21 protein-coding genes are annotated in these 18053 nt (G+C 69.0%); 13 read left to right on the top strand and 8 right to left on the bottom strand.

Annotated features, from left to right (window positions below; all coding sequences use genetic code 11):
* Nucleotides 1-87: 87 nt before the first annotated feature.
* The 4 genes from LI337_RS01245 to LI337_RS01230 form a co-directional block, all read right to left on the bottom strand.
* Nucleotides 88-1362 carry a tripartite tricarboxylate transporter permease gene (locus tag LI337_RS01245; RefSeq protein ID WP_227227895.1) on the bottom strand — a complete coding sequence of 425 codons (1275 nt, stop codon included), beginning with the start codon at nt 1360-1362 and terminating at the stop codon, nt 88-90.
* Nucleotides 1363-1434: 72 nt separating this feature from the next.
* A complete protein-coding gene (locus LI337_RS01240; protein ID WP_227227894.1) occupies nt 1435-2634 on the bottom strand; it encodes a pyridoxal phosphate-dependent aminotransferase in 1200 nt (399 codons plus the stop codon).
* 31 nt (nt 2635-2665) lie between these two features.
* Nucleotides 2666-3454, bottom strand: coding sequence for a helix-turn-helix transcriptional regulator (locus LI337_RS01235; RefSeq protein ID WP_227227893.1), 789 nt, complete (start codon nt 3452-3454; stop codon nt 2666-2668).
* 227 nt (nt 3455-3681) lie between these two features.
* Entirely contained in the window at nt 3682-4173 is a 492-nt protein-coding gene (locus LI337_RS01230; protein ID WP_227227892.1) for a GIY-YIG nuclease family protein, read from the bottom strand.
* Nucleotides 4174-4314: 141 nt separating this feature from the next.
* On the opposite strand from LI337_RS01230, the gene LI337_RS01225 reads away from it, so the two are divergent.
* Nucleotides 4315-5181, top strand: coding sequence for a hypothetical protein (locus LI337_RS01225; protein ID WP_227227891.1), 867 nt, complete (start codon nt 4315-4317; stop codon nt 5179-5181).
* Between the two features lie 85 nt (nt 5182-5266).
* On the opposite strand, the gene LI337_RS01220 is transcribed toward LI337_RS01225, so the two are convergent.
* On the bottom strand, nt 5267-5698 hold the full coding sequence (locus LI337_RS01220; RefSeq protein WP_227227890.1) for a DCC1-like thiol-disulfide oxidoreductase family protein: 432 nt from the start codon (nt 5696-5698) through the stop codon (nt 5267-5269).
* A gap of 87 nt (nt 5699-5785) precedes the next feature.
* Between LI337_RS01220 and LI337_RS01215 the strand changes: the two genes are divergently transcribed.
* A complete protein-coding gene (locus LI337_RS01215; protein ID WP_227227889.1) occupies nt 5786-6244 on the top strand; it encodes an SRPBCC domain-containing protein in 459 nt (152 codons plus the stop codon).
* A 166-nt stretch (nt 6245-6410) separates the two neighbouring features.
* Here LI337_RS01215 and LI337_RS01210 read toward each other — a convergent pair whose 3' ends face one another.
* The gene (locus LI337_RS01210; RefSeq protein WP_227227888.1) at nt 6411-7841 is read right to left on the bottom strand and encodes a hypothetical protein; all 1431 of its coding nucleotides are present in this window, start codon (nt 7839-7841) and stop codon (nt 6411-6413) included.
* Nucleotides 7838-8545: an ABC transporter ATP-binding protein gene (locus tag LI337_RS01205; protein WP_227227887.1), complete on the bottom strand. Its 708-nt coding sequence runs from the start codon at nt 8543-8545 to the stop codon at nt 7838-7840. The genes LI337_RS01210 and LI337_RS01205 overlap by 4 nt, the downstream gene beginning before the upstream one ends.
* 118 nt (nt 8546-8663) lie before the next feature.
* Here LI337_RS01205 and LI337_RS01200 point away from each other — a divergent pair, with 118 nt between their 5' ends.
* The 7 genes from LI337_RS01200 (at nt 8664) to LI337_RS01170 (ending at nt 14186) form a co-directional block, all read left to right on the top strand.
* On the top strand, nt 8664-9650 hold the full coding sequence (locus tag LI337_RS01200; protein ID WP_227227886.1) for an NAD-dependent epimerase/dehydratase family protein: 987 nt from the start codon (nt 8664-8666) through the stop codon (nt 9648-9650).
* A gap of 92 nt (nt 9651-9742) precedes the next feature.
* On the top strand, nt 9743-10240 hold the full coding sequence (locus LI337_RS01195; protein WP_227227885.1) for a LabA-like NYN domain-containing protein: 498 nt from the start codon (nt 9743-9745) through the stop codon (nt 10238-10240).
* Nucleotides 10241-10467: 227 nt separating this feature from the next.
* Complete coding sequence (locus tag LI337_RS01190) at nt 10468-11697, top strand: HAD family hydrolase (RefSeq protein WP_227227884.1); 1230 nt, start codon at nt 10468-10470, stop codon at nt 11695-11697.
* 85 nt (nt 11698-11782) lie between these two features.
* Nucleotides 11783-12061: a signal recognition particle subunit SRP19 gene (gene srp19, locus LI337_RS01185; protein WP_227227883.1), complete on the top strand. Its 279-nt coding sequence runs from the start codon at nt 11783-11785 to the stop codon at nt 12059-12061.
* Complete coding sequence (locus LI337_RS01180) at nt 12061-12288, top strand: H/ACA ribonucleoprotein complex subunit GAR1 (protein WP_227227882.1); 228 nt, start codon at nt 12061-12063, stop codon at nt 12286-12288. The genes srp19 and LI337_RS01180 overlap by 1 nt, the downstream gene beginning before the upstream one ends.
* A gap of 113 nt (nt 12289-12401) precedes the next feature.
* Nucleotides 12402-13523 carry a presenilin family intramembrane aspartyl protease PSH gene (locus tag LI337_RS01175; protein WP_227227881.1) on the top strand — a complete coding sequence of 374 codons (1122 nt, stop codon included), beginning with the start codon at nt 12402-12404 and terminating at the stop codon, nt 13521-13523.
* 333 nt (nt 13524-13856) lie between these two features.
* The gene (locus LI337_RS01170) at nt 13857-14186 is read left to right on the top strand and encodes a hypothetical protein (RefSeq protein ID WP_227227880.1); all 330 of its coding nucleotides are present in this window, start codon (nt 13857-13859) and stop codon (nt 14184-14186) included.
* Here LI337_RS01170 and LI337_RS01165 read toward each other — a convergent pair whose 3' ends face one another.
* Complete coding sequence (locus LI337_RS01165) at nt 14187-14588, bottom strand: universal stress protein (RefSeq protein WP_227227879.1); 402 nt, start codon at nt 14586-14588, stop codon at nt 14187-14189.
* A gap of 167 nt (nt 14589-14755) precedes the next feature.
* On the opposite strand from LI337_RS01165, the gene LI337_RS01160 reads away from it, so the two are divergent.
* The 4 genes from LI337_RS01160 (at nt 14756) to LI337_RS01145 (ending at nt 17987) form a co-directional block, all read left to right on the top strand.
* Nucleotides 14756-15763 (top strand): DUF7490 domain-containing protein, encoded by a 1008-nt coding sequence (locus LI337_RS01160; protein ID WP_227227878.1) that lies wholly within the window; start codon nt 14756-14758, stop codon nt 15761-15763.
* The gene (locus tag LI337_RS01155) at nt 15760-16083 is read left to right on the top strand and encodes a DUF8060 family membrane protein (RefSeq protein ID WP_227227877.1); all 324 of its coding nucleotides are present in this window, start codon (nt 15760-15762) and stop codon (nt 16081-16083) included. The genes LI337_RS01160 and LI337_RS01155 overlap by 4 nt, the downstream gene beginning before the upstream one ends.
* 93 nt (nt 16084-16176) lie before the next feature.
* The gene (locus LI337_RS01150) at nt 16177-17211 is read left to right on the top strand and encodes an ABC transporter ATP-binding protein (RefSeq protein ID WP_227227876.1); all 1035 of its coding nucleotides are present in this window, start codon (nt 16177-16179) and stop codon (nt 17209-17211) included.
* Nucleotides 17208-17987, top strand: coding sequence for an ABC transporter permease (locus LI337_RS01145; protein WP_227227875.1), 780 nt, complete (start codon nt 17208-17210; stop codon nt 17985-17987). The genes LI337_RS01150 and LI337_RS01145 overlap by 4 nt, the downstream gene beginning before the upstream one ends.
* Nucleotides 17988-18053: the final 66 nt, after the last annotated feature.

Genomic DNA, 18053 nt, shown 5'->3' with positions numbered 1-18053 from the left:
TGCCGGTCCGTGACGTGCCGGGCGTCCCCCCGCCGAGTGCGGACTGGCCACCCGACTCCGAGGAGGGACCGACGGATTCCCCCACGATCACACCCCCAGCGCCAGCGGTCCGAGCAACACGCCCATCAGGTGGACGCGGCGTGTCCCGAATCGCGGCGGGAGGAGTCCGATCAGCCCCGAGACCAGAAACGCCGCGATGCCGACGAGTCCGGCGAACAGGTACGAGACGACCGTCAGCAGTGACAGAACCGCGACAGAGAGCTTCGTGTAGTCGGCTCGGCCGACGACCCGGAGGTAGCCGTCGCCCAAGAGAACCACCACGGGAAACGCGAGCGCCGAGGCGAACACCGCAGTCGAGAGCAGGACCGGCAACGACCGGGGCACCGCGGCGGTCTCCAGTGCGACCATCACGCCGGTCCGAGGGGTGCCGAGCGCGAGTAGGGCAAAGAGAGCGAAGATCGTGTTCGCCGTGTTGGCACCGCTGGTCGCCACCAAGAACCCACGCGCACCCGACCTGCCCGGCACCGCCGGGAGCGCGACGACCGAGGCGATCGCACTCGACACCCCCGGCAGATAGCCGACCAGCGCGCCGGCACCCGACCCCGCGAGCGCCGTCAACCCCAGATCACGTTCCGGCATCGCCAGCAGGGCGTCTGCCTGCGGCGGCACGCCGGCACCGTCCATCGCGTCCACGAGCACCGGTGCGCCGAACAACCCGGCGAAGAGTGGCGCGAGCATCCCGCCCGCGTCCAGCGGCGCAGAGGGTGACACGTCGAGCGCGACCGCACCCAGTGTACTGGAGACGGCGAGACAGACGACCCCGCCGACCCGAGCACGGCTCGAGGACTCGGTGGCGATCAACAGGACGACGACCCCGACGAGCAGGAGCGGCAGGTGCGCGCGGACCGTCGGGTAGATGGCGGTCATCAGCCGCGTGATCGGCACTGCGAGCGGGACCGCGAGCGCGACCGCCAGCCCGGACCCGACCGCAGAGAGTCGGAGCGCCTCGCGGCCGCGCCCCTGAATCACGAGTCTGTGTCCCGGCAGCGCGGTCGCGGCCATCGCCGCGTCGGGGACACCGAGCGCCAGCGCCGGCACGACGTCCAGAAAGGTGTGGACCACCCCCGCAGCCAGCATCGCCGCGCCGACGGCGGTCGCCGACCCGGGAATCGCCGACGCCGACGCGGCGAGCAGGAGTGCGAAGTTGTTCGCGTGCAGGCCCGGTGTGAGCCCCGAGAGCGTCCCGAGCGCCGCCCCGCCGAGTGCGAACGCGACGAGCGTCAGACTCGTACTGGGCGCGACCACGAGGTCCGGCGGCGACAACAGTGAGGCGACCAGCGACGGGGGCGGCAGTGGCTCCATCGCGCAGGGTTGGTCCCGGCATCCGACTTGAACCCTCGGTCGGTCGGACAGACGCGAGCCGACGGTCCCGCATCAGACCGCGTCCAACACGTCACCGAGGACGCGCAACCCCCCGGCGACCTCCTCGGCGTCGCGGCCGAGCGAGAGCCGGAACGACTCGGTGCGGTCGAAGAACCGCCCCGGCACGACCAACAGCCCTTCGTCCCACGCTCGCTCGGCCACGGTGTCGCCGTCGGCCGACTCGTGAGCCAGCAGGGCGAAACTGCTCCCGGCGTGGACCGTCCCGGAGAGGTCGCCGCGGTCGGCGACGAACGAGGAGAGTCGGTCGTGGTTCTCGGCGAGCAGGGCGCGTTGCCGTTCGGCGAGTCGCTCCTCGTGGTGGAGCGCCCGACGGGCCAGCACGCGACTCGGTTCGGCGACCGCCGGAACGTGAGTGGCGACCGTCCGGGCGCGTGCGACGAACCGTGTCGGGGCGATCAGCCAGCCGATCCGAAGCCCGCCGAGACCGTAGAACTTCGTGAGTGAGCCTGTCGTCACGGTATTCGGGAGGCCCGCGGCCGTCACGCCGCCGAAGGCGGTCCGAGCCGTCGCCGTCCCGTCTGTCGCCGACTGCGGGTCACCGGCGGTGTCGCCAGTGGTGCCTGCGGTCCCGACGTAGGGTGCGTACACCTCGTCCACGAGGAGGAAGCCGCCGGCGTCGGCCGCGACACGAGCGACCGCTGTGAGGGTCTCCCGAGTCGTCAGTCGCCCCGAGGGGTTGTGGCGGTTCGTCACCGTCACCAGCGCGAACTCGTCTGTGACCGCGTTCTCGACGCGCGTCGGCGAGAGTCGGTAGTCGTCGTCTGGCGGGCGGAGAAACCGATTCACGTTCGCTCCGAGTGACGCCGCCGTCGCAGTCAGTGGCTGGTAGCCCGGCTTCTCGACGAGCACCTGTGGCTCGCTGTCGGTGGAGGAGTCGGCTCCCTCGGCTGTCGTCTCGCTCACGTCGTCAGAGTCGTCGCCGTCGGTGAGACTCAGCGCCGTCACCTCCGCGAGGAAGTTGGCGTGTGTCGCACCGGCCGTGACCAGCACCTCCTCGGGGGTGACGCCGTACGCCGCCGCGAGTTGCTCTCGGAGTGACGCGTCGGTCGGCGGGTCCTCGTAGCCGGCGAGTGGTCGCGGGACGACGCCGTCCGTCGGAGTGTCCGGTCGCAGGTCGCTGGAGCCGAGATCGTAGGTGGCCGTCGCTGGCCGGCCGTCGATCCACCGGAGATACGGCATCGCAGGGAACATACGCCAGTCGTCGCCGGCCAGCGGGTAAGCCTTACTCCTCGACCGGGATGGGGATGGGGGACGCCTGCGACCAGTAGTCGTCCAGGCGTGCTCGCGCCCACGAGACCGCCTCCTGGCTGTCGTTGCCGACGAAGCCTCTGATCCCGCCCTGGACGTAGACGAGCATCCCCATCACGGGACCGTCCGGCGTCGACGCGACCATGAGGCTGTACGAGAGGTCCCGGTCGAGTTGGCGCAGGTCGACACGCCCGGTCGTGAGCGAGTCGTGGAACTTCGTGTCGTGATCGGCGACGACCCGCTCCATCACCGGCGTCGAGAGGATGATCTCGGCGTGCATCCCGCGTTCGACGATCCCCTGGTAGTAGGCGTCGACGTGCTGCGGGAGAACGGCGCTGGCGGCGGCCCGGACGTGCGACGCACGCTCGACGATCTCGACCTGGTGGCGCGCCGGCCTGAGCGGCGAGTGTCGATCCGCGAGGACGACCTCCGCGCCGTCCACGACCGCGGCGTCGACGTCGGCGTCGCTCGGGAGCGGCGAGAGGACGTCCCGTGCCTCGAGGACGCCGTCCATCCGGGACTTGAATCGGTCGTACTCCTCGAGCGCGAGGGTCCCCGACAACGTTCGGAAGTAGCCGTCTTCGGCGCGTTCGACCAACCCGAGTCCTTCGAGTTCCCGGATCGCGCGGTCTATCGTCGACCGTGACACGTCGAGTTCGTCGTCCAGTTCACACTTGCGTCCACCGTCGTCCGCGAGTGCCCGGAGCACGTCACCACGGCGCGCCACGACCGCCATCACTTCGGAGGGATCGGGGCGCTGCATCTACCAGAAACTCACGTCAGCGCAGTCATAAGAGTTCGGGTGCCGCCGAGCATTGATAAACGAGCGAAATGAATAAGTACGATGAGTCAGCCCACGACCGCGGTCGCGGTGCGTGACGTAAAGTTATCCCGGGACGCTCGTCTAGACGCCGGGGTGCCTCTGACAACCGGCAACCGCGTCTCATCGACCTTGCCCGGATCGGTGATGCGCGTGGGGACGTCCCCTTTCTACCTGCGGACCGTACCGTGTACCTCCTCGACGACCGTCTCCAGTTCGCCGAGCGAGTCGTGGCCGAACAGGTGCGTCCGACAGTCACAGTCCGACGCACCGAAGTCGGCGATCGGTTCCACTGCCGGCGCTGTCGCTGCTTTCGGCGTGAGCGCCGAGAGTCGTCGGTCGATCCCGTCCGCGATCCGACACTCCGCGTCGACACCGCCGGTCGTGACGACCGACGCGAGTTCGGTCGCCGAGTCGCCCGTCAGGTAGTCGACGTGCCAGTGGCGGGTGTCGTGGTCGCCGGCCGCGACTCGGCGGTGGCGGTCGACACGCGCGAACCCGCCGGTGCCGAGTGCGCTCCCGACGTAGGCGTAGGCACCGGCCGGCAGGTGGTACGCTCCGAGTGCGCCGGCCGTGATCTCGCCGGGTGTATCGCGGACGAGGAGGAGGGTGTAGGTCCCGCGGTCGCCGGTCGTCTCCGCGACTCGGTCGTCGCCTGTCACGGCCGGCAGTCGGTCGCGTTGGGCGAAAAGCCTGGTGCTCTCCGGCAAGGCGGCTCTCGGCGTGTGGGTGGAGGCGACGGCGTCGAACCGGCCGACCCGAGATGCCAGAACGCTTTCGTCGCTGGCGGGCGACTCTCCAGTGTGTCCGACCCCGACACCCTGCGTCGGCTCAGTGCGCTGTCCGACGAGACCTTCGGCCGCTTCGTCGCCGAGGTCGCCGAGACGGTCGCGTCCGACGCCGCCGTCACCGTCGCGCCACCCTCGCCCGCCGGTGGGGTCGACGCCGTGATCGAGTCCGAGTCGGACGACCGGCGACTCCTCTTTCACGTCCGCCGACCGGTCGACCCGACGCCACCGCGAGTCGCCGACGAGACCGATGCCCCCGGTCGATCCGGCGAGGAGACCGACGAGTCCGGTGGTGAGGAGACCGTTCCGGAGTTCGACGAGGTCGAACTCCGCGAAATCCTCACGGTCGGGGAGTCGTTCGACGCGGTGGTCGTCGCAGTCGCGGGACCGGTGACGGCGGAGGCACGGGCGTTCGCGGAGGAGTCCGGCGTGCGACTGCTCGACGGGAGCGACCTGTCGTCGCTGATCCGGAAGCGTGGCGTCGAGATTCCGAGACCGGAGTCGGTCGCGGAGCGACTCGACAGACTGGTCGAACGGCAGGCGAGCGAGTGGCCACAGGCGGTCAGTGATCTCGCGTCGGAGGTACTCGCGGAGATCGAAGGTCTGGCCGACTTCGACCACCGGGTCGTCCACGCCGACGAGACGACCGACGTGGACTTCCTGTTCGCTCGCGGTGCCGACCCGGACCGGCAGGGTGGGACCGACCCGGTCGTTCGGGCGCGCCTCACGGAGACAGAGTTTCGGGTTTACGTCGCCGACGCGGACGACCAGTTCGAGTGTGTCACCGCGCTCTCCGTGATTCGAGACCGTGAGCCGACACTCGAAGCGATCCTCGCCGAGGTGCTCCCGCCGGTCAGGTCGGCGGTCGAACGTCGCGGTTGACTGGCGGCAGTCGGTGGCCGAACGCCACGAGTGACTGGTAGCAGTCGGTCCACGGGGTGTAGCGCGGTCGGAGAGAGGCCGCGTCTCAGCCGGTCAGCGCTTCGGGCCGCTCCTCGCTGGCAGAGACGAGGGCGTCGAACAACTCCCGGACGCCGTCGGCCAGCGGGTACTCGTCGTGGTAGTCGTCCGGGTCCCGGCCGCGACCGCTGGCTTTCCCGACCACGTCCGCGATGGTCTCGTAGTTGTCCCGGACGAGCGAGCCGACGATGCCCGGCATCCCGGCGCGGTCGGCGAGTTCCTTCGCGGCCGAGCGGCCGGCGTACACCCGGTTCAGCCGGCGGTCCACGAGCACCATGGCGAAGGGGGTCTCGCCGAACTGCGCTTCGAGTACCTGCTGGGCGGTGTCCTCGTACCACGAGATGGCGGCCACGTCGTCCAGTTTCTTTAGCGCGCGCGCCGCGACCGAACAGTAGGGACACTCCCCGTCGTAGATCAGCACGGCGTCGTAGTCGTCCATACAAGTGGTAGGGGCGCGACCCCCAAAAACGTCGCTCTGCGGGCTGGAGTCGGGACACCTATGCCGGTCGACGCCTACACACGGACGATGGATCGGCACGTGGAGTCGACGGTCGAGATCGACGCGCCGCCGGCTGTCGTCTGGCGGGAACTGCTGGACTTCGGGTCGTACCGCGACTGGAACCCGCTTCTGCGCCGGGTACGTGGCCGGCCAGAGGAGGGTGCCCGACTCAGGGCACTGCTCTCACAGCCTGGGCTCCCGCCGGTCGTCATCCTCCCGGAGGTGATCACCTTCGACGCAGAACGGGAACTGCGCTGGCGCTCGGACTCGCCGATTCCGGGCGTGCTGTCGGCCGAACACACGTTCCTGTTGACGCCACTCGACGGCGGGGACAGGACGCGGTTCACCCAGACGGAGTCGTTCGAGGGTGTGCTGGCGGCCGCGATGCCGGCGGGACTCGTCTCGCAGGTCGAACAGGGGTTCGGCGAGATGAACGACGCACTGAAGCGGAGAGTCGAGTCGTCGGTCCCCGTCGCCGAGGAGTAGTCGCGACCGCACCCGAGACCACGCGACGGCCGGGCAGGTGTCGACCGCTTCTGCGACCCAACTCTCGTCGACTCTGTTGACGTCGGCTTTTGCCGAACCTACTGACGTCGGCTTTTGCCCGACTACTCCGCGAGACGGTCGGCGCAGACCTCAGACGACCGTCGACTCAGAAGTCACCGTCTCGGTAGATGCGTGTCCACCGACTCTCGGCGCGCCGGGCCAACGAGACACCGACGAGACCGATCACGAGACTGGCGACGGTCAGGCCGACGAGGACACTGCCCGAGGGCGGGACGACGAACCCGACGACGAGCAAGGGGACGAGCACGACCGCGACGGCCAGCGTGAACCCCGCGAACAGCACGGTGTCGAACAGGAACTCGTCCGGTTGCAGTCCGGTGAGGTAGACCGTCGTCCCGAACAGGTACGACTGGAGGCCGAGACAGAGCACCGCACCCGCGATGGCGTCGAGCAGTGGTGCGCCGAACCACGCGACCGCGACGAGGTAGAACCCCAAAGCGACCGGCGGGCCGAGCAGGAGGAAGGCGCGGAACTTCGCCCGGAGCACGTCCGCGATGGACACCGGGAAGGCGAGGTACGACCGGGGACCGTCGAAGCCCGTCAGCCAGTTGTAGGTCGTGAAGCCCGACAACCCGAGCAGCGCGCCCAGCGAGACACCGGTCGCGGGCGTCCGCCCCGTGACGACGCCCGCGAACTCCACGAGGACGACCGCGACCGCGAGGATGATCCCCGCAGAGAAGGGGACCTTCACGAGGCCGCCGCTGCTCCGCGCCACGTCGAGCAAGGTGCGCGTCAGCAGACCGTCGTCGTCACGCAGGCGCGCACGCCACGCCGAGAACCGGTCGTCGGTCGTCCGCGCCGGACGCTCGAACCTGGTGTCGTACGCGAACAGTCCCAGCAGGCCGAAGAGCACTGTCGGAGTCGTGGCTCGAAACAGCGGTCCGATTCCGACGCCATCGCGGAGGAGTGTGTAGGGCGTCCACGCGACGAGGTCCACGCCGAGGGCGACTCCCCCACCGACTGCAGTCGCCCCAACGAGCAGACCGAGCGTCCCGCGCCGCCCCCGCGTCCGGAGGGCGACGACCGCCAGCGTGACGACGACACCGAGCGAGAAGGTCAGCGTCGTCGTGAGCCAGAGCAGTGGGACGCGCGTCGCGGGGACCCGCCCTGCGACCACCGAGGGCACGAACGCCAGCGCGAGCGGAAGCAGAAAGAGGACGGCGTAGTACGCCACGTCCTTCACGACGAAGACGGCCAAGAGGCGCGTCCGAGAGAGTGGGAGCGTCCGGTCCGCAAAGAGGAGCAACGAGACCTCCCCCAACAGGTCCCGGACCGAATCCCGCCCGAGCAGACCGATGGTGCCGGTGTGGAGACCGAACGCGAACACCAGCGCGTGGAGCCCCGCCACGACGCCCGAGAGCGAGGTCCCGGTGAACTGGAGGAGTTGCACCGCGCCGGCGGCGAGCAGGGTGACGAACACCGGAAAGCCGGCGAAGCGCCGGCCGCCGAACAGTTCGCTGTGGAACCGCCACTCCTCGCGGACCATCGTCACGAACAGCGCGCGAAGTCCGATCATCTGATGTTGGCGAGGAACTCGTCCAACAGGCTCCCCTCGCCCAACTCGGCCGGCCGACGTTCACGCTGGACCCGCCCGTCGGCGACGATGGCGACACGGGTGCAGATCGACTCGGCGACCTCGATGTGGTGTGTCGAGAGAAACAGCGCGTTCCCGTCGGCGCGGTACGACTCGAAGAACTCCTTCACCGTCTCCTGCACGATGGGGTCGAGGTTCGCCAGCGGTTCGTCGATGAAGACGGCCTCGGGTTCGTGGAGGAACGCGGCGGTGATCATCACCTTCTGTTGTTGCCCGCGCGAGAGGTCCGAACAGAGCGTGTCGAGTTTCGCCCGGAAGGAGAGTCGGTCGGCCCACTCGGCGACGCGGGACTCGACGGTCGCGTCCGGCACGTCGCGCACGCGCCCGACGAACGAGAAGTACTCTCGGGGCGTCAGAAAACTCGGTGGCGACTCCTGTTCCGGCAGGATGCCGATCTGACGCCGAACTTCGACCGGGTCGGTCGTCGGGTCGGTTCCGAGAACCTCGACGCTTCCCGTGTCGGGGTCGAGTTGTCCGGTGAGAATCTCCATCGTGGTCGTCTTCCCGGCCCCGTTCGGGCCGAGGACGCCGAACAGGTCGCCGCGCTCGACCGACAGCGACAGGTCGGTGAGTGCCTGCACGTCGCCGTACGACTTCGCCACGCCGTCTGCCCGGATCGCGGTCACGGCCCGACAGTCACGTGTGGCTACCAAATAGCTACGGATCACGACGGGGAACCGAGTGCGCCCGGCGGCGAGCCACGGGATCGACCACGCTTTAGTCCCCGGCCCGACTCCGAGTGGTATGGAGACTGCACTCGTCATCGGCGGCACGCGCTTCATCGGGCGCCACGTCGTCGAGGACCTCCGCGACCACGGCTACGACGTGACCATCTTCAACCGGGGCAACCACGACAACCCCTTCGCCGACGAGGACGTGACCCACATCCAGGGCGACCGCACCGACACGACCGACCTCAAGACCGCCGCGCTCTCCGCGAAACCGGACCTCGTCGTCGACTGCGTGGCCTACAAACCCGGCGAGGTCGAGACCGCCGTGGAGGTCTTCGCCGACGTCGACGCCTACGTCTACATCTCCTCCGGGTCCGCGTACGGCACCGAGGAGATCCCCAAGCGCGAGAACGACACCGAACTCTGCGACTGTACGCCCGAACAGGCGACCGACGACTCCCCGGAGAGTTACGGGGCTCGAAAGGCCGAGGGCGACCGCATCATCGCGCAGGCCGCCGAAGACGGCGTGAACGCGATGTCCGTCCGGCCGTGTATCGTCTACGGGCCGTACGACTACACCGAGCGACTCGACTACTGGCTGGACCGCGTCGAGCACCACGACCGCGTGCTCGTCCCCGGCGACGGCACGAACATCTGGCACCGGGCCTACGCCGAGGACGTGGCGAGTGCCCTGCGTGTCGTCGGCGAGGAGGGCGAGGCCGGCGAGGCCTACAACGTCGGCGACCGACGGCTCGTCACGCTCGAAGAGATGCTGGAGGTGATCGCCGAGGCGATGGACACCGAAGTCGAGGTCGTCCACGCCGGGGAACGCGAACTCGCCGCCGCCGGACTGGCACCGACCGACTTCATCCTCTACCGGGAGTACCCACACGTCCTCGACACCGCGAAACTCGCCGATCTGGGCTGGGAGTCCACGCCAGTTCCGGAGGCGATGGCTCGCACCGTCGCCGAACACCGCGAGTCGGATCGTGACGGGTCGGAACACGACCCCGGCCGCGAGGCGGAGGAGCGCGTGCTCGGGGTTCTCGACACGATCTGAGCCGCACGGTCGCGGACGACCGGCACCGTGGCGGGGTCGACCCGAGTAGCCAACGGAAGACGTTAAGCGGCCAGCCCCGGTGGAACGACCCAATGACCGACATCCACCCCAACCAGCGCGTCGCGGTGCTGGCCGACGCGCAGAACCTCTACCACAGCGCACAGAGTCTCTACTCCAGGAACATCGACTACTCGAAACTGCTGGAGAAGGGCGTGCAGGGCCGGGAACTCACGCGCGCCATCGCATACGTGATCCGGGCCGACTCGCCCGAGGAGGAGAGTTTCTTCGACGCGCTGGTCGACATCGGCTTCGAGACGAAGATCAAGAACATCAAGACGTTCGGCGACGGTTCGAAGAAGGCCGACTGGGACGTGGGGATGAGCCTCGACGCCGTGACGCTCGCCAACCACGTCGACACCGTCGTCCTCTGCACCGGTGACGGCGACTTCTCGCGGCTCTGCTCGCACCTGCGTCACGAGGGCGTCCGCGTCGAGGTGATGGGTTTCTCGGAGTCGACCGCGGACGAACTGGTCGAGGCCGCCGACTCCTTCCTCGACCTCTCGGAGCGGTCGAAGACGTTCCTGCTGTGACCCCGCCGGCACTGTCCGACTTCCCTGCTGGCTCCGACTTCCCTGCCGGCATCGACCGACTTCCCTGCCGGCATCGACCGGCTACCCTGCCGGCATCGACCGACTTCCCTGCCGGCATCGACCGGCTACCCTGCCGGCATCGACCGACTTCCCTGCCGGCACCGACTACCCCGCCGGGCGTTGCGCCAGTCAAGACGTTTAAGCCGGAGTCCGACCGACTGACACGCATGGAGCGGTACGACCTTCTCTATCGACTCTACGACGACTTCGACACGGAGACACTGCGGGCCTACCAGGACTTCGTGGACGTGTTCCCGCCGGTGGACTCCCGCGTCGCACTCGACCACTGGCAGGAGGCCAACGAGGAACTGGACGAGCGAAAACAGGAGATACGCGACTCCTTCGCGTCGGGCGCGACGTTCTGTGAGGTCGCCGCGAAGGCCTCCCGCGATCAGGCGTTCACGGCGCTGGATCTGCTCTCGAAGTACGACCGCGAGGTGAACGCACTCGTGTTGGACGTCGACGAGACCCTGCGCTCGGCCGGCAACACGGACAACGAGATCCCCCGCGAGACACTCCACGTCCTGACCGAGTTCCACGAGGCCGGGGTCCCCATCGTCATCTGTACCGGCCAGACCCTGGAGAACGTGAAGGGGTTCATGATCCAGGGTCTCGGCAACGAACTCGTCCACTCCGGCACCTTCTCTATCGTCTACGAGGCCGGGACCGGCGTCTTCACGCCGGGACACGGCTCCCGGACGAAACAACTGCTGTACGAGCGACTCGACGAGGAGATCAGGTCCGTCTTCGACGAGATCCGGAGTCGCGTCCTCCCGGACGCGCCCGACGACCTCCGGCGCGGCGTCCACCTGCAGGGCAACGAGTTCAACGTCACCCTGAAGCCGAACTTCGACATCGGGTCGCCGGACGCCGAACGAGTCATCGACCGAGGGCTGGTCTACCTGCTCGATCTCCTCGGCGAGGCGGTGACCGACGACGACCGCGGGACCGAGTGGGCGCGGGCGTACTACGCCGACGCCGACCCGGAGATACGGACCGTCCTCGAACAGGAGGGCGAGTACCCCGACGTGGACCCCGACGAGGTGCCCGGGGACCTCGCCGAGGTCTTCGACCGAATCGACGTGGCGTACTACCACGCCGACGCCGCCGAGATCGGATCGCTCGAACTGAACAAGGTCGCCGGCGTCGAGGCCGCACTCGACGTTCTGGAGGTCGACGACCCCTTCGTCACGGTGATGGGCGACAGCAAGTCCGATCTCCGCGTGATGGAGTGGGCCGAATCGAACGGGACCGGCATCGCCGCCGCGCCGGACCACGCCTCAGAGGACGTACTCGACCACGTGATGGCGACCGACGAACTCGTCTTCGACCGGGGCGCGTCCGCCGAGATGCTCCGGACGGTGTACGTCCTGAACCTGCTGGCGAGTCTCGGCTGAGACGAGTGGGGACGACTCGGGGTCGTCGCCACGCAGGCCCCCGGCAACCACAACCGTATTACGGCCGGCGCGTCCCCTCTCGAGTATGGTCGAGAACGTCATCTGGCCCGCGTACATCGACGCGGCGCTGACCCGCCGGAAGGGGCGGCGGGTCCCGAGAGACGACGCGGTGGAAGAACCGACCGTCGAGGAGATCGCGAAGGCGGTCCAGCAGGTCGGCTACGACGCGGTCGTAGAGCGCGACAAGACGTACCCCCGCGAGTGGGAACAGCGCGGGCGTGTGCTGGTGAAGGGTGCCGAGGACTCGACGAAGAACGACCTCGTGCAGGCCGTCGCCGCCTACGTCGCCATCCTCCGCGACTGATGCACCGACTCGGCACCGTCTCCCGGACGGCACAGGGACTCGCGATCGTCCGCTGTGACGACGCGGACCACCCCGACATCGGCGTCGAAGCCGTCGACGAGTCGCTCTCTGCGGTCGGGCGCGTCGTCGACGTGTTCGGCCCCGTCTCCCGCCCGTACGTGGCGATCACGCCCGACGACGGCGTGTCGCTGCCGACCTTGGTCGGCGAGAAACTGTACGCGCGGTGACTCGACCGGCGACTGATCTCGGTCACCGGTGACACTCGGTCGACGGCCGGCGACCGCCAGCCACCGACTCGGAGAACACAACGGCCAAACCGCTGGGTTGCGAAGCCGACGGTATGCATCGACGCGAGTGGGGTGGCGTCGCGTTCGCCGTCCTGATCTTCCTCCTCGTCCAACTGGGCGCGCTGGCACTGGTGCCGACGTTCTACGAGCAGGGGTACCAGACCGTCGAGGACCCGACCGACCCGACGAACAGTCTGCTGTACATCGGGGCGATTCTCGTGGCGACCGTCGTCATGCTCGCCGCGTTCAAGTACAATCTCGACCGACTGATCCGAGGCCTGATCGTCTTCACCTCCGGACTGCTGTCGTGGTACGTCTTCGGTGCGGTGATCCCGCCCGCGCTGGGGGGTGTGATCGGTGCCGGCCCCGCGAACCTGCTGTCTATCGCGCTGGCCGGCGGGGTCTCGGTCGCGCTCCTGCTCTACCCGGAGTGGTACGTCATCGACACCGCCGGAGTGTTGATGGGTGCCGGCGCGGCGGGCCTGTTCGGCATCAGCTTCGGCCTGCTCCCGGCGATCGTCCTCCTGACGGTGCTCGCGGTGTACGACGCGATCAGCGTCTACGGCACCGAGCACATGCTGGACCTCGCCGAGGGCGTGATGAACCTCAAGATCCCCGTGGTGCTGGTCGTCCCACTGACTCTCTCGTACTCCCTCCTTGACGAGGACTTCTCGCAGACGCCCGCCGTAGAGGGTGACGACGAGGACGCCCCCGGCGGCACGGACGCCGGTGCCACCGAGTCGGGAGGGGCCGCGCCGGAGGCCGACGGCGGCGAGTCGGTGGCCGACGAGCGCGACGACCCGGCGGTGAACGTCGGCGGCGACGGCGAGTTCGAGTTGGGCGAGGGGCGCGTCGACCCCGACGACACCGACGAACCGGACCGCGACGCCTTCTTCATCGGACTGGGTGACGCGGTGATGCCGACGGTGATGGTCGCCAGCGCCGCGTTCTTCTCACCCGCCGATCCGCTCGGCACCGGCCTCCTCTCGGTGCTGAACCTCCCCGCGCTGTTGTCGATGGTCGGCACCTTCCTCGGCCTGCTGATCCTGCTCAGGATGGTGTTCGCGGGACGCGCTCACGCCGGACTCCCACTGCTGAACGGCGGGGCCATCACCGGCTACCTCCTCGGGTCGCTCGCGACCGGAGTGCCGATCCTCACCGCGCTGGGACTCTGAGCGCGGGACGCCGTCTGCGAGTGGTTTCGATCGCACGGACGCCCGACAAGCGACCGCCACGACCGTCGTTCGGTCACGCGGCGCGACCCGGACCCCAGGAGGACGCAGTCTGCTGGCGACCGACACCGAGCAGGACCCGAGCGAAGCGCACGACGACCGGCGACGAGTCGATGGCTCACGCGTCCGGGGGGACCGGCTTCGGTCGCCGCCAGTCGACGGAGGGACCACCGCGGGAGCCGACCCCCGAGAGCCGGCGAGCGGGCGCGAGCCGCCACGTGTCGGGTTAACACGCCTTCTACCAGCTTTATCACGTGAGAACGAAAACACGAATCCATGAGTCAGACACGAGCGTCGGCGGACGGCGGACGGTCGCCCCGCGAGGTCGGGATCGAACGCGAAGCGGACGAACTCGTCGAGAGCGGGTGGTGCGTGCAGGCGGCACTGGACCGCTTCGATCAGCCCGGCCCGTTCGCGGACTACGACCCCGACATCTACGCGACCCGGAAGGGCACCGCACGCATCGTCGCCGTCGAGACCGGCGACGCCGCGACGGACCGCCACGGCGCACTCAGCGATGCCGCCGACGCCCGCGACGCCGACTTCTACGTCGTCCGCGTTGACGACAGCGGCCGGCGCGTCGAGTACGCCCGGAACTTCGAGTAGTCAGACCGACTCCAGCGGGACGACCGCCATCGGTCGGTTCGACCGGAGCAAGATCTTCTGTGCGGTCGACCCGAACACTACCTTCGACGTCGGGTTCCGTTTCCGGATACCGATGACGATCTCGTCCGCATCGACCTCGTCGGCGTAGCCCAGCACGTCCTCCTCGGGATCGTTCCCCCGGATGAACTGGTGTGTCTCGACCGTCGTCGCGTCGCCGAGACGCGATCGGATCGCGTTGAGCGCGTCCTCGCCGTCGCGCACGTCCTCGGCACTGGTGGCGTCCCCACCCTGTTGGGAGTTGATCGCGTGGACCTCGTCGTCGGGCCCGACACGGCCGTCGAGGTAGTCGGCGATAGCGGCGCTGTGGTGAACCGAGTTCGTCCCGAGTACGAACAGCGTCATACTCGAACGACCCCCGCGAGACGACTTAAAACCGGTCCCAAATCGCCCGCCGGCGCGTGCCGATTTCGTGTGGGCGTGTCGCACGAACTGAGGCGACGGCGACCGTTCGACGCCGCACGAACCAGTTCGACACAAGACACTTATCTCACTCCCGCGCACTCCCGGATATGAACCGCGAACGCCTGCTGACGGCCGGAGCCGTCGGCACGGTCGCGGTCGCCCTCCTCGTCGCCGGCGTGGTCCCGGGGGTCCTCGCAGGCCCCGACTCCCGCGAGGTGGTGCGACCCGGCCCCGTCCAGATCGCCGACGCCGCCGTCGCCGCAGAGAACGTCTCGGGTGCGACCGTCGACCTCCGCGTCGAGACGCGCCTCCGCCACGCCGGCAACCCGAGCGAGAACGTGACGCTCGTGGTCCGCGCGGTCGACGGTGACTCCGGACTCCTCCAGACGACCCGCCGGGTCGACGTGGGGACACTCCGTGGCGACCGCGAGACGACCGCGAACGCGACCCTCAGCGTCGAACGCGAGGGCGGCTACCGGATCGAGACCGTCGTCTACCGCGACGGCGAGCGCGTCGACCAGGGTCGAACCACGCTCTCCGGTCTCTCGGCGCTCCAGCCACCGTACGCCCGGAGCGACGTGACCTTCGCCGAGACCGACGCGCTCCCGGAACTCTCCTACTCGGTGGCGGACGCCGGCCCGAACCGCACGACGCTGAACGTCTCGACCGCGCTGACGAACGGTGGCGACACCGCACCCGACGACCTCCGCGTGACCGTGGTCGCGCGGCAGGCCGAGTCGAACGTCGTCGCCGACCGCGCCTCGGTTCGGGTCGGCTCGATCCGCCCCGGTCGGACCGTCGCGCCGAGCGTTCGCCTGACGGTGCCGGAGGGGTACAACTACTACCTCGACGCCACCCTCTGGCGGGACGGCGTGTTGATCGACACCGCCAGAAGCACCGCGAACCTCGATCCGTCGCGGACCATCTCGGCCGACGAGACCCGCGAGGAGGTCGAGTTCGAGGTGAGCGACTTCGAGTCGGACAGTGCCACTGACGGTGGCCGACCGACCAGCGATCCGACCCGCCTCGACACGCAGGCACCCGGCTTCGGGCCGGTCGTCGCGCTCGTCGCACTGTTCTCTGCTGGCCTGCTGGCCCGGAGGTGGGCCGCGTGAGCGACGACGCACTCGCCGGCGAGGAGAGTGAGCCAGCGACCGCCGTCGGTGTCGGCGATGACGAGGACGTCGGCGATGAGCGGTCGAGCGACGAGGGGACGGACGAAAGTCGAGTCAGGCGGTACATCGACTACGTCCTGCTCGCCGGCTTCCTACTGCTCGCGGGGGTCGCGGTCGTCTCGCTGTACCTCTCGGCCTCGCAGGTCATCACCGACTGGATCGCCCCCGAGTTCCGGTCGCTGTTCCGGACCGCGTTCAACCTCGTCGTCCTGCTGGTCGTCGGCGTCGGGATCAGTTGGCAACTCCGGCGGTTGCGCTGAGTCATCGACGCACGCCGGCACCGACCGCCGGACGACTCACGTCGACCCACCGGAAACGGAATCCTTACCCACGAACCGCCGGTAGCGAGAGGTATGACGGAGCCAGTCGTCGCGGAGGACGTGCGCCGCGAGTACGGCGACACGGTCGCGCTCGACGGCGTCTCGCTGTCGGTCGGGACGGGCGAGGTGTTCGGTCTCATCGGCCCGAACGGGGCCGGGAAGACGACGCTCGTACGTGCGCTGACCGGGACCACGGAGGTCGAGGGCCGTGTCGCGGTCTTCGGCGAGTCGGCCGACGCGCTCGACCCACAGCGGATCGGCCTGCTCCCGCAGTCGTTCGACCCACCCTCGCGGCTCACCGCGCGCGAACTCGTGGACTACTACGGCGGCCTGTACGACGAGGCCCGCGACACCGAATCAGTGCTCGCGGACGTGGGACTGGCCGACGACGCCGACACGTGGTACGAGACGCTCTCCGGCGGTCAACAGCGGAGAGCCTGCGTGGCGACCGCGCTGGTGAACGATCCGGACATCCTCTTTCTGGACGAACCGACGACCGGCATCGACCCCGCCGGCCGACGCGCGCTCTGGTCGCTCCTCGAATCGCTCGCCGGCGGCGGGACCACGGTCTTCCTGACGACCCACTACATGGAGGAGGCCCAGCGACTCGCCGACCGGGTTGGCCTGCTGAACGCCGGCGAACTCGTCGCGGTCGGTTCGCCGGCGGAACTGATCGCGGACTACGGCGGCGAGACGCGATTGACCTTCGAGACCGACGATCCCGAGTCGGCCGTCGCGGCGCTCGCCGAGACCGAGTTGGCGGTCGAGACCGGTCCCGAGCGTGTCGTCGTCAGGCCGGTCACTCCGACCGACATCGGCCCGGTCGTCGAACTCCTCGCGGACCACGGCGTCGAGTACGACACGTTGGCGTGGGCACAACCCGACCTGGAAGACGTGTATCTCACGCTCACCGGGGAGCGCGTGGACGCCGGCGGCAGGACCGTCGCCGACCCCGAGGCGGTCACGCCCGGCGAGTCGCCGGGTGAGTCGCCACCGGACGAGACGGCAGGCGAGGGGACCGAGAGTGCGAGCGCCGCCACCGGCGGTCGGCAGGGGGGCACGCGATGACGGCCACGCGTCGCGTCGGCGCGGAGTTCTCGGCCGCGTTGGCCTCCTTCCTCAGACGCCGGACGGCGGTCTTCTTCACGTTCTTCTTCCCGGTGATCCTGATCCTGATCTTCGGCGTCCTCGTCGGGACCCGACCGACCGGTGGCGGGTTGTTCTCCCAACCGCCGGTCTACTATCTGCCGGGCTATCTCGCGGTCGTCGTCCTCTTCACCCCGCTCTCGCGTGTCGGGAGCGAGATCGCTCGCCACCGCGAGGGCAACCGGTTCGAGAAACTGGCGACGACGCCGCTCTCGACTGCCGAGTGGTTGCTGGCACACACCCTCGTCAACGTCGCCGTCATCGGCGCGGCCGGTCTCCTTCTGCTCGCGCTGGTCGTCCTGACGACGGGCGCACAGATCGTCGTGTCGCCGTACCTGCTGCTGCTCGTGCCGTTCGTCGCACTCGCGGTCGCGCTGTTCTGTGGACTGGGCGCGGTGCTCGGCCGGGTCGCCGACTCACAGGACGGCGTCATCGCGGCGAGCAACGCGGTCGCGCTCCCGCTGTTGTTCCTCTCGGAGACGTTCGTCACGCTGGATCTGCTCCCGGCGTGGTTCCGGCCGGTGGTCGACCTCTCGCCGCTGACCTACTTCGCGCGTGGCGTCCGGGCCGTCACCTCGCCGCCGGCGGTCGGTGCCGGGACGGAGCCGTCGCTGGTCTGGCTCAACTTCGGAGTGCTGGCGGTGCTGGCGGTCGCGTTCTTCGTCGCCGGCGCGGTCGCCATCCCGACGACCGACTGAGCAGGGCTGCGTCGTCCGCTCCTCTCGTCGTCACTCGATGGGGATTCGGTTCCCGCCGTCGTCGCC

Origin of the sequence: Salinirubrum litoreum, from assembly GCF_020567425.1 — an archaeon.
GTDB lineage: Archaea > Halobacteriota > Halobacteria > Halobacteriales > Haloferacaceae > Salinirubrum > Salinirubrum litoreum.
The sequence above is the reverse complement of the archived record's forward strand: the minus strand, read 5'-3'. Positions and strand labels throughout refer to the sequence as shown.